Genomic DNA, 10,800 nt, shown 5'->3' with positions numbered 1-10,800 from the left:
CAGAAGTTAAGCACTTTCACGGCGACAATAGTTGGGCTTGCCCCTGCGAAGATAGCTAGCTGCCGGGTCTTTTTTTTGCCTTTTTCTTGCCCATTATTTCACAAATAATGAACAAATGTTTATGGTATAATAATGTGCATAGGAGGTTTAATATGGACCAAAAGTATATAACAATACAAGGTGCTCGTGAAAATAACCTTAAAAATATAAGTTTAAAAATCCCAAAAGATAAATTAGTCATTATGACCGGCGTTTCAGGCAGTGGTAAGACTTCTTTAGCTTTTGACACAATATATGCAGAAGGACAACGTCGATATATGGAATCCTTATCTGCTTATGCAAGGCAGTTTTTAGGAAATAGTGAAAAACCAGATGTTGACCAAATCGATGGTCTTTCACCAGCCATCGCAATAGACCAAAAAACAACTTCGAACAATCCTCGCTCTACCGTAGGAACAGTGACTGAAATCTATGATTATTTACGTTTATTATATGCCCGTATAGGAGTCCCTTATTGTCCGGATCACCACATTCCAATAACAGGAAATACAATTAAGGAAATGATTGATAAAATTATGGAATTGCCGGATAAAACAAGATGTACCATCTTAAGTCCGGTAATCCAAGGGAAAAAAGGAACACACAAAGATTTAATTGATAATCTAATGAAAGAAGGATATATTCGTGTTCGTGTTGATGGCGAAATCAAATATCTTGAAGAACTAGAAACATTAGATAAAAATAAAAAACACACTATTGATGTCGTAGTGGATCGAATTGTAAAAGGTGATGATCGTTCACGTTTTCATGATTCATTAGAAACGGCATTAAAATTAAGTGATGGTTTAGCTATTTTATTAACGAATGAATCTGAAACCTTATTTTCAAGCAATTATGCATGTAAAATTTGTGGTTTTTCCGTACCTAAATTAGAACCAAAATTATTCTCATTTAATGCACCATTTGGCGCTTGTCCAGAATGTAAAGGTTTAGGCATTACTCAAAAAGTGGATTTGTCTCTATTAATTCCAGATGATACAAAATCAATTGCGCAAGGAGGCATTCACTATTATAAAAATATTGTGAATACAGAAAATCTAGAATGGCAACGAATCCATGCGTTGATAAAGTATTATGAAATTGATATGGATACACCAATCAAGGATCTACCTAAAAAGAAACTTAATTATTTATTATATGGTTCAGATGTACCAATCGCTTATCAATTGAATTCTCGTTCTGGAACGGTTTCGACAAAGCTTGAATATATTGAAGGTGTTTGTCCTATGATTGAAAGAAGGTATATGGAAACAACTTCAACTATGTCTCGAGAATGGTATGGATCCTTTTTGGCCGATGCACAATGTCCAAAATGTCATGGTGCACGATTGAATAAGCAGGCATTGTCTGTGCTTGTTGGTGGGAAAAACATTTATGAATGGACACAAATGAGCATTCGTGAAGCCATAGATTTTATGGACCAACTCGAATTAACACCAACACAAGCCAAGATTGCAGAATTGGTTGTGAAAGAAATAAAAAATCGTCTTTCATTCTTAAATCATGTTGGTCTAAGTTATTTAACACTTGATCGTTTGGCATCCACTCTATCCGGAGGAGAAGCGCAACGTATTCGTTTGGCAACACAGATTGGATCACGTTTAACTGGGGTTATGTATGTATTAGACGAACCTAGTATTGGATTACATCAAAGAGATAACGATCGTTTGATTGGCGCATTAAAAGATATGCGAGATTTAGGCAATACTTTGATTGTCGTAGAACATGATGAAGACACAATGCGAGCCAGTGATTATATTGTAGATGTTGGTCCTGGAGCTGGTGTTCATGGAGGCCAAATTGTTGCGGCTGGAACACCGGAAGAAATTATGCAGAATGAAAATTCGATTACGGGAGCTTATTTAAGTGGACGTAAAAGAATAGATGTGCCTATGACACGGCGTAAGGGTAATGGAAAGAAATTAAAAGTAGTAAAAGCTAGCCAGAACAACTTAAAAAATGTAAATGTAACAATTAAGCTTGGAACATTTACGGTTGTCACTGGCGTTTCTGGAAGTGGAAAATCTTCATTAGTTACAGAAGTATTAACACACGGGTTACAACATGCGCTAGGTCGTTTAAGAATCAAACCGGGCGCATGTAAAGAAATTCAAGGCATTGAAAATATTGATAAAATTGTAGAGATTGGCCAAGACCCAATTGGAAGAACACCACGCTCAAATCCAGCTACTTATACAGGGGTGTTTGATGATATTCGTGATTTATTTGCGCAGACAAAAGAGGCAAAAATGCTTGGATATGATAAGGGTCGTTTTTCATTCAATGTGAAGGGTGGACGATGTGAAGCCTGTCAAGGTGATGGAATTTTACGTATTTCCATGCATTTTTTACCGGATGTTTATGTACCTTGTGATCAATGTGGTGGAAAACGTTATAATGAAGAAACATTACAAGTTCATTATAAAGGTAAAACTATTGCGGATGTATTGGATATGACAGTTGAAGAAGCATTAGAATTCTTCAGTAATGTTTCAAAAATCAAACACAAATTGCAAACTCTAAACGACGTAGGACTTTCTTATATAAAATTAGGCCAAAGTGCAACAACTTTATCAGGGGGCGAGGCACAACGTGTAAAGCTGGCTAGTGAGCTTCAAAAGAAGGCTACAGGCAAAACGTTATTTGTGCTTGATGAACCTACAACTGGATTACATAGTGATGATGTAAAAAAATTGATTGAAGTTTTACAACGTTTGGTCGAACATGGAGATACAGTATTAGTTATAGAGCACAATTTGGATGTAATCAAATGTGCAGATCAAATTATAGATATGGGACCTGAAGGTGGACAAGGTGGAGGTACAATCATTTGTACGGGAACACCAGAAAAGATTGCCGAGTGTAAAGAAAGCTATACAGGTCAATATTTAAAACCATTATTAGAAAAAGGAGGAGACCATGGCAAAAGTAATTGTTCGTGATTTAGCAAAAAAATTCATGTGGACAATTGTGACTGGAGATTCAAATTCATTAAATCGTCCATTAACTTTGGCTGATACTAATCGTCCGGGATTAGAGTTGGCTGGATATTTTCCGGATACTCAAACAAAAAGACTTGTAGTACTAGGAGATAAAGAAATTGGTTATATTGAAGAACAAATGGATGAAATTTCACAACGTCGTTCCTTTGAATTTTTAACAGGAGATAACACGCCATGCATCGTAATTGCGCATGGCCATGAGTGTCCACCTGTTTTAAAAGAGATCGCAAATCGTAAAAATTTTCCAGTATTTAAAACAGAACATCAAACTTCTCACGCAATTGTAAGTATTACAAACTACTTAGATGAATGTCTTGCAGAATCTGTAGTCATTCATGGAGAATTGGTACGTGTATCTGGTGTAGGAGTATTAATTACAGGTAAAAGTGGAATGGGAAAAAGTGAAATTGCGTTGGAATTAATTAAACGTGGACACCAATTAGTAGGTGATGATCGTATTGATTGTTACAAAATTCATGATGAGTTAGTAGGAAGAACGACACCAATGCTCGAAGGATTCATGGAACTTAGAGGTGTGGGAATTATTAATATTTCTAGAATGTATGGTGTAGGTGCTATAGCGCATGAAACACAAATTGAATTTCAAATCGATTTAGAACCATTCAATGATTCTTATGAATACGATCGCGTTGGAATTGAAGAAAAAGAATATAATGAAATTTTGGGAATCAAAATTTTAAAGATGACGATTCCGGTTTCTCAAGGACGTCCAATGTCGTCTGTTATTGAGACAGCCGTAACCAATTTCTTGTTGTTGAAAGACGGATTGGATTCTGCAAAAGAATTTGAAGAGCGAGTACTTTCGCAAATATCCGAAAATAAGAAGGAGGAATTAGATGCATCTATTTCCGAGCACTAAAATATTTGTTTCATTTGGATCTTTCGAAATCGCATGGTATGCCGTTTTAATTTTAACAGGAGCTTTATGTGCTTATTTATTATGTCAAAGAACCATGAAAAAATGGGGGTACGCACCCGAAGTATTAGACGATTATGTCGTTCCTATGTTATTTATAGGGATTCTAGGTGCTAGAACATGGTATGTGATTTTTGAATGGGGATATTATTCTCAACATATGAATGAAATCGTTGCCATTTGGAATGGTGGATTGGCCATTCATGGTGGTTTGATTGCAGGCTTTATTTTTAGTTTGTTCTTTTTCAAAAGACGTAAGATTTCATTTTTAAGAATGTTTGATTTAATCATGCCAACCGTTTTACTTGCACAAGCATTTGGGCGTTGGGGCAATTTTATGAATCAAGAAGCCTATGGTGGAATCGTATCCGAAAGTTTCTTTGCGCACTATCCAGCATTCATTAAAAACCAAATGTTTATTGATGGAGCATACCGTATGCCTACATTCCTATTTGAGAGTGTATGTAACTTACTAGGCTTTTTATTCATTACACGTATCTTCCGTAAGTATTGGTATAGAAGACGTGGAGATTGTGGATTTATGTACATGGTTTGGTATGGAATTACACGTTTTGTGATTGAAGGTATGCGTACAGATTCATTGATGGTTTTTGGACTTCGTACCGCTCAACTTGTATCTTTGGCTCTAATGATTGTAGGATGTCTAGGCTTAATTGGTGTATTTCACAAGGTATTTCATTGGAAGAAAACACCTGTTGTGTTATTTGACTTAGATGGAACGTTGATAGATTCACAAGAGTTGGTTTTTGAAACATTTAGAAGAGTATTTAAAGAACTTAAGCCAGATTATGAATTGTCAAATGAAGAATTGTATTCATTCTTTGGACCAACTTTGGAAGTGACTTTTTCAAAGTATTTTCCAGAAGATCAAGTTCAAAATATCATTGATCGTTATCAAGTCATCAATAAATCTCTTCATAAAGAATTATTAAATGAAATTCCTCATGCCAAAGAGATGCTTGAAGGATTGAAAAAAGAAAATATACAATGTGCAGTTGTTTCAAATAAGCGTATTGAAGTTGTAAAAAGAGGATTAAAACAATCGGGATTAGATGCGTATTTTGATGTTGTGTTGGGAAAAGAAAATTTACCAGAACCTAAACCAAGTGCATCTGGCTTGATTGAAGCGTGTAACTTATTACATACTAGTCATGATGATTGTATTTATGTCGGTGATAATGTTGCGGATATTGTAGCCGCAAAAAATATGGCTGCTTATTCTGTAGGGTTTAGCGTTGATGAAAAACAGCGTGAAGCCCTAAAAGAAGCGAAGCCATGTAAAGTTATCGATGATTTGATGCAGTTAATACCATTATGTAAGGAGGATCACATATGGAGCGACAATACGATTTGGTGATAATAGGTGCTGGGCCAGCCGGCTTAAGTGCAGCACTTTATGGTTCAAGAGCTGGACTAAAAACATTGATTTTAGAAAATGGGGCGCCAGGAGGAAAGTTGATTAAAACAAATAAAATCAGTAATTATCCAGGTGTTAAAGAAATAGAAGGAACGCAGCTTGCGATGGATATGTTTGAGCAAGCTACTTCTTTTCAAGCTGAATATGCGTATGGTGAAGTCAACAAGATTGATGAAAATAAAAATGTATATTTGAGTGATGGAAATGTTGTGAATGGTAAAGCTATCATTCTTGCGACAGGGACAAAAGAACGATTGTTAAATATACCTGGAGAAAAAGAAAATCTTGGACATGGTGTTTCTTTTTGTGCCGTTTGTGACGGGGCATTTTTTAGAGATAAAGATGTAGTCGTGATTGGCGGAGGAAACTCGGCATTAGAAGAATCGATTTATCTTGCAGGACTTGCACGAAGTGTAACGATTGTGATTCGAAGAGATGTATTTAGAGCAGAAGAACATATTCAAAGGCAGATTGAAGAAAATGAAAAGATTCATGTCATCAAGAAACATATTCCTGTTCGAATTTTAAGTTCAGAAGGAAAAGTATCTGGCATTGAGCTAGAAAATGTAGATACACATGAAACGCAGATTGTAGAATGTTCAGGCATCTTTCCTTATGTTGGACAAGATCCAAATACGGATTGTGTACAAGATTTAGGTGTGTTGAACGAACGAGGATACGTCTTAGTGGATGCGAATTGTCAAACAAAAATACCAGGAATCTATGCAGCTGGAGATGTCATTGATAAAGAATTAAGACAGGTAGTAACAGCTTGCAATGATGGTGCCATTGCAGCGCAACATGCATTTCATAAAATCAAAAATATTTAATACAACCAGATGAAAACATCTGGTTTTAAAATGCGAAAATATAACTGAAACGGCTTACAAAATTCTTGAAATCAATCACTGAAAGTGATTTAATTAAGGTAAGAAAAGGATTTGAGGTGTTATATTATGTTGCCTGAAGAAGCAATCAAAAAGGTAATGGATGCGTATTACCATATTACTGGATTAAGATGCTATTTTGTGCAAGACGAAACAGAGATTAGTAGCGCAAAGGAGAAAAACTTCTTTTGTAAATGCTTAAAAACAAGTTCATCTGCATTACGTCAATGTGATGAATGTACATTTGAAAATTATACAGGAGCTTTAAAATCGAATGAACCACAAAAGTATGCATGTCATGCAGGGCTTGTTAAATGGAGTGTTCCCGTATCTCTTGCAGATGTAAAAGGTGTTATCATATCTGAGGGTGTCATCACAAAGCAACAAGGTTTAGAAGCAGAAGATTGGGTCAATCATTTAGCTGAAACATATAATGTTTCTAGACCAATACTTTTACATAACTACACAAAAGTTGTTGTGATGAATGAAGCGCAAGTAGAAGAAAGTATCGAATTGATGCAAGATTTATTAAAGTACTATAAAGCAGTAATCGAAGGTTAATTCCTTCGATTTTTTTGGTATGCCGGGCATGGCATATATCTAGACAGTGAAAGTCTGTTGTGGGGGTTGTAATCACAGTGGCCAACCACTAGCCAATACCAAGGGTGTCCATCGTGAGGTGGAATCTGAAAGAAGGTGGAGGCAAAGTTCCGGTCTGACGTACAGAAATCACGTAGGAGGCTCGTAAGAATTCGGATGAATGTGCCAAACAACATAAAATCCTAATGACTGTGGAATATTCAAATGAGTAAACGTGGCAGATATATGGAATGAAAGATATATGACCTTATCCCGGGAGGCCTTGTCGAGGAGAATATCCTAGTAACAACGAACGGCAAGGAGTCAGCAGCGGTCGTAGTAGCGAAGAAGCATCTGTAATGGATGTGGAGCGAAGGACCAAACAAATTCATGGTTATTAATAACGTACAAGATTCCACTGTATGACAAACTCAGAAGTTGAGGAAAACTAGAAGCCCAGGAAAGGAAAGGGAAAGTTAGTACAGAGGATGGCGAAGACGGAGGAGGTAACGAACAGTGTTATACAATGATGATACTTTACTAAATGAGCTTTTAAGCGATGAAAATCTTAAAATAGATAAACAGAGAGTAAAGAAAAATAAAGGTGCATCGGGTATCGATGGCATGGAAGTCAAAGAATTAGATGAATACCTTTCTAAACACCTTGATGAAATCAAGGAACAGATTCGAAATAAGAAGTATAGTCCAAAACCGGTTAAAAGGGTTGAGATACCAAAACCGGATGGAGGAGTACGCAACTTAGGTGTACCTACTGTCGTAGATAGATTCGTGCAACAAGCGATTGCACAAGTCTTAACACCAATATATGAGCCTAAATTTAGTGATTCTAGCTATGGATTCAGGCCTGACAGATGTTGTGAAATGGCAATTCTAAAAGCTTTGGAATTTATGAATGACGGCTACCAATGGGTTGTGGACATCGATTTGGAAAAGTTCTTCGACAATGTAAATCACGATAAGATGATTTCACTAATTATGAAAGATGTTAAATGTGGCGAGATAGTTTCATTGATTAATAAATTTCTAAAGAGCGGAATCATGATAGATGATGAATACAAAGAATCGGTTATAGGTACACCTCAAGGTGGAAATCTTAGTCCATTGTTAAGCAATATTATGCTTGACCAGTTAGATAAGGAATTAGAGGCTAGAGGATTGCGATTCACAAGATACGCGGATGACTGCATTATATTAGTAGGTAGTTCTAAAGCAGCAGACAGAGTCATGAAGAATGTCTCGATATTTATTGAGAACAAACTCGGATTAAAAGTAAATATGACAAAGTCTAAAGTCTCTAAACCCAATGATATTAAGTATTTAGGATTTGGATTCTTTATGGACAAGTATGACGGGTTATGGAAAGCCAAGCCCCACGCAAAATCAGTCGAGAAACTAAAACTTAAACTTAAGAAACTCACTAGTAGAAGATGGTCAATCAGTTTAGACGAACGTCTTGAAAAGATTAAGAAAACAATCGTAGGATGGACCAACTACTATAAGATTGGTTACTGGAAGAATATTGCACGAGTGATTGATGTACATGTAAGATTTAGATTACGAATGTGCATATGGAAACAATGGAAGAAAGTAAACACAAAGAAGAAGGCTCTGATTAGTCTAGGGGTACCAAAAAGAGAAGCATGGATGCTTGCGAACAGTCGAAAAGCCTATGCAAGATGCGCCAGTAGCTTCTTAAATACTGTGCTTACGAATAAAAGACTAAAAGAAAGAGGCCTAGTATTCTTACTAGACCAATTTAATCTAAAGCACTGTTAATTTGAATTTGAACCGCCGTGTGCCGAGCGGCTTGCCCGGTGGTGTGAGAGGACGAAAGTTTTATTACTTTCTCCTACTCGATTGCACAAAAAAAGCCAGCCTTAAGCTAGCTTAGTTATTAACTCCATGATGGAATATTGGTGTATCATCTGAAATTCCTTTAAAGACATATCCTCGATCTTTATAGTTTTTAATGATTTCTGGTAATGCTTCAACTGTTGTTGTTTTTGGACTTGAATCATGGAATAAAATCATGATCTGCTCGTAATCACAATTTGTCGCATTGCGTACAATATCTTGTGCTGGCACTGTATTAGATGCAGCATCTCCACTTGAGCAGTTCCAATCAAAATATTCATAACCTTTTTCATGTACTAAACTATCAAGTGTAGTCATGATTCCTTGCGAAAATTGTGCTGAAATTGTGTTGCTAGAACCTCCAGGGAAACGAATATATTTTGGTGCTTTACCTGTGATTTGTTTGACCATGTCACTTACTTTTTGTAAGTCTTCAAAATAAGCTGTGGTAGAAGAATAAACGTTCGCATAGTCATGCGTATAAGTGTGAAGTGCAATGGTATTTCCTTGATCAGCAGCCTTTTTGATAGATTTGTTGTATTTTTGATTGTTTCCAGTCACAAAGAAAGTGGCTTTCGCATCATATTTCTTTAAGATCTTTAATATCTTATCTGTATTTTCACTAGGACCATCATCAAATGTCATATATACGACTTTACTTGGTTCTTCAACAGTTACATTGATTTTTGCCTTGGCCTTATTACCGGAACGATCTGTAGCTGTAACTAATAATTTATAAGTTCCCGCCTTTTTGGTCTTTACTTTTGAAGAATCGACCTTGATTGTTGGTTTAGAATCCAGATTATCGGTTACCTCTATATAGGATTTGTAGTTAGGCTTTGAACCCACATAAACAGAGATAGTATCCGTATGAATTACAGGTTTTTTTGTATCTTTTGCCAATGTTAGAGTTGCCTCTTTCATTGTTGTATTTCCATATTCATCTTTTGCGATGATGGTTAATGTTTGTTCTTTGTCCTTTGTAGGTTTTTTCTTAAAGGATAAAGATACTTTTGAATCGTCCTTAACACTTTCGACAAAGGATTCAGGCTGAATATCTTCTTTCATATCCGCTTTATAGGCTTTAACTTTTAATTCAGGTGCTTTTGTATCTTTTACAGATACTTTGCATGTTTTTTTATAATTCTTTAATTGATATGTGATTTCATAATTTCCAATTTTATTCGTATCGATATCTCCTGAAATCTTTACTTCGGAATCCGAATGGAAGAAGACTTGTTGAATATTTTCTTTTGGATCATATTCATGATTGATCTCTACTTCTGGATTGGATGAATATAATAAAACTGGATTTTTAAAAGCATAACACAATAGAAAAATAATGCATATAAATAGAAATGTGATCAATCCATTGCCAAATTTGTCCTTTTTTCTTTTATTTATCATATTGGATCTCCAAAAGATTTGAATATTTCTTTATTAACATATCTGACTACTCCCACTAAACTCAACTCTTATTATACATGAAACGGAAGGAATTGTTCTAAAGATTATGGTTCTTTTGGGTGTTGTAGTTACACATAAATTTATATATAATAACTTTAGAAAGGTGGGGGAAGCACTATGAAATTTATCCTAGCAATTTTATCAAATGACGATAGTCCAGTGGCAAGTAATGCACTAAATAAAAATGGTTTTTCTGTTACTAAATTAGCAACGACTGGTGGATTCCTTCGCGCAGGCAATACAACGTTGATTATTGGTTGTGAAGACGAAAAAGTGGAAGCAGCCATTGATATCATCAAGGAATATTCAAGTAAGCGAACGGAAATTGTACCTAGTACAGCTAGTTATGATATTGGCCGTTATGCAAGTTTTCCTGTGGAAGTTACTGTTGGAGGAGCCACAATTTTCGTGCTAGATGTAGCACAATTCTTAAAAGTTTAACAAATGGAGGGTGGAAAGTCTATTTCTACCCTTTTTCTGGTGTGCCGGGCATGGCATGAGTTCAGTTGGAGATAAACCAACCACAGGTAGTTACCGCCAAGTGTAGTGAACCAC

General features: G+C 35.9%; 8 protein-coding genes. 7 read left to right on the top strand and 1 reads right to left on the bottom strand.

Annotated features, from left to right (window positions below; all coding sequences use genetic code 11):
* Nucleotides 1–152: 152 nt before the first annotated feature.
* The 6 genes from uvrA to ltrA all read left to right on the top strand — a co-directional run bounded on the left by uvrA (nt 153) and on the right by ltrA (nt 8,700).
* Nucleotides 153–3,002: an excinuclease ABC subunit UvrA gene (gene uvrA, locus Q0E86_RS10485; protein WP_295756929.1), complete on the top strand. Its 2,850-nt coding sequence runs from the start codon at nt 153–155 to the stop codon at nt 3,000–3,002.
* Nucleotides 2,980–3,942 carry an HPr(Ser) kinase/phosphatase gene (gene hprK / locus Q0E86_RS10480; RefSeq protein ID WP_295756926.1) on the top strand — a complete coding sequence of 321 codons (963 nt, stop codon included), beginning with the start codon at nt 2,980–2,982 and terminating at the stop codon, nt 3,940–3,942. The genes uvrA and hprK overlap by 23 nt, the downstream gene beginning before the upstream one ends.
* A complete protein-coding gene (gene lgt / locus Q0E86_RS10475; RefSeq protein ID WP_295756923.1) occupies nt 3,920–5,377 on the top strand; it encodes a prolipoprotein diacylglyceryl transferase in 1,458 nt (485 codons plus the stop codon). The genes hprK and lgt overlap by 23 nt, the downstream gene beginning before the upstream one ends.
* Nucleotides 5,353–6,267 carry a thioredoxin-disulfide reductase gene (gene trxB / locus Q0E86_RS10470; RefSeq protein WP_295756920.1) on the top strand — a complete coding sequence of 305 codons (915 nt, stop codon included), beginning with the start codon at nt 5,353–5,355 and terminating at the stop codon, nt 6,265–6,267. Before lgt ends, trxB begins: the two co-directional genes overlap by 25 nt.
* A gap of 126 nt (nt 6,268–6,393) precedes the next feature.
* A complete protein-coding gene (locus tag Q0E86_RS10465) occupies nt 6,394–6,885 on the top strand; it encodes a PocR ligand-binding domain-containing protein (RefSeq protein WP_295756918.1) in 492 nt (163 codons plus the stop codon).
* Nucleotides 6,886–7,419: 534 nt separating this feature from the next.
* A complete protein-coding gene (ltrA, locus tag Q0E86_RS10460; RefSeq protein ID WP_295756915.1) occupies nt 7,420–8,700 on the top strand; it encodes a group II intron reverse transcriptase/maturase in 1,281 nt (426 codons plus the stop codon).
* A gap of 111 nt (nt 8,701–8,811) precedes the next feature.
* Here ltrA and Q0E86_RS10455 read toward each other — a convergent pair whose 3' ends face one another.
* Entirely contained in the window at nt 8,812–10,185 is a 1,374-nt protein-coding gene (locus Q0E86_RS10455; RefSeq protein ID WP_295756912.1) for a polysaccharide deacetylase, read from the bottom strand.
* Between the two features lie 177 nt (nt 10,186–10,362).
* On the opposite strand from Q0E86_RS10455, the gene Q0E86_RS10450 reads away from it, so the two are divergent.
* A complete protein-coding gene (locus tag Q0E86_RS10450; protein ID WP_295756909.1) occupies nt 10,363–10,686 on the top strand; it encodes a cyclic-di-AMP receptor in 324 nt (107 codons plus the stop codon).
* Nucleotides 10,687–10,800: the final 114 nt, after the last annotated feature.

The sequence above is a fragment of the uncultured Holdemanella sp. genome, assembly GCF_934754935.1.
GTDB lineage: Bacteria > Bacillota_I > Bacilli_A > Erysipelotrichales > Erysipelotrichaceae > Holdemanella.
Note: the sequence above shows the minus strand (reverse complement) of the source record. Positions and strands in the feature narration are given on the sequence as shown.

Bases quoted from the DNA above. Each gene is read 5' to 3' on its own strand.
- Q0E86_RS10455 (WP_295756912.1), bottom strand. From the start codon at position 10,185: ATGATAAATAAAAGAAAAAAGGACAAATTTGGCAATGGATTGATCACA.
- trxB (WP_295756920.1), top strand. From the start codon at position 5,353: ATGGAGCGACAATACGATTTGGTGATAATAGGTGCTGGGCCAGCCGGC.
- Q0E86_RS10450 (WP_295756909.1), top strand. From the start codon at position 10,363: ATGAAATTTATCCTAGCAATTTTATCAAATGACGATAGTCCAGTGGCA.
- uvrA (WP_295756929.1), top strand. From the start codon at position 153: ATGGACCAAAAGTATATAACAATACAAGGTGCTCGTGAAAATAACCTT.
- Q0E86_RS10465 (WP_295756918.1), top strand. From the start codon at position 6,394: ATGTTGCCTGAAGAAGCAATCAAAAAGGTAATGGATGCGTATTACCAT.
- hprK (WP_295756926.1), top strand. From the start codon at position 2,980: ATGGCAAAAGTAATTGTTCGTGATTTAGCAAAAAAATTCATGTGGACA.
- lgt (WP_295756923.1), top strand. From the start codon at position 3,920: ATGCATCTATTTCCGAGCACTAAAATATTTGTTTCATTTGGATCTTTC.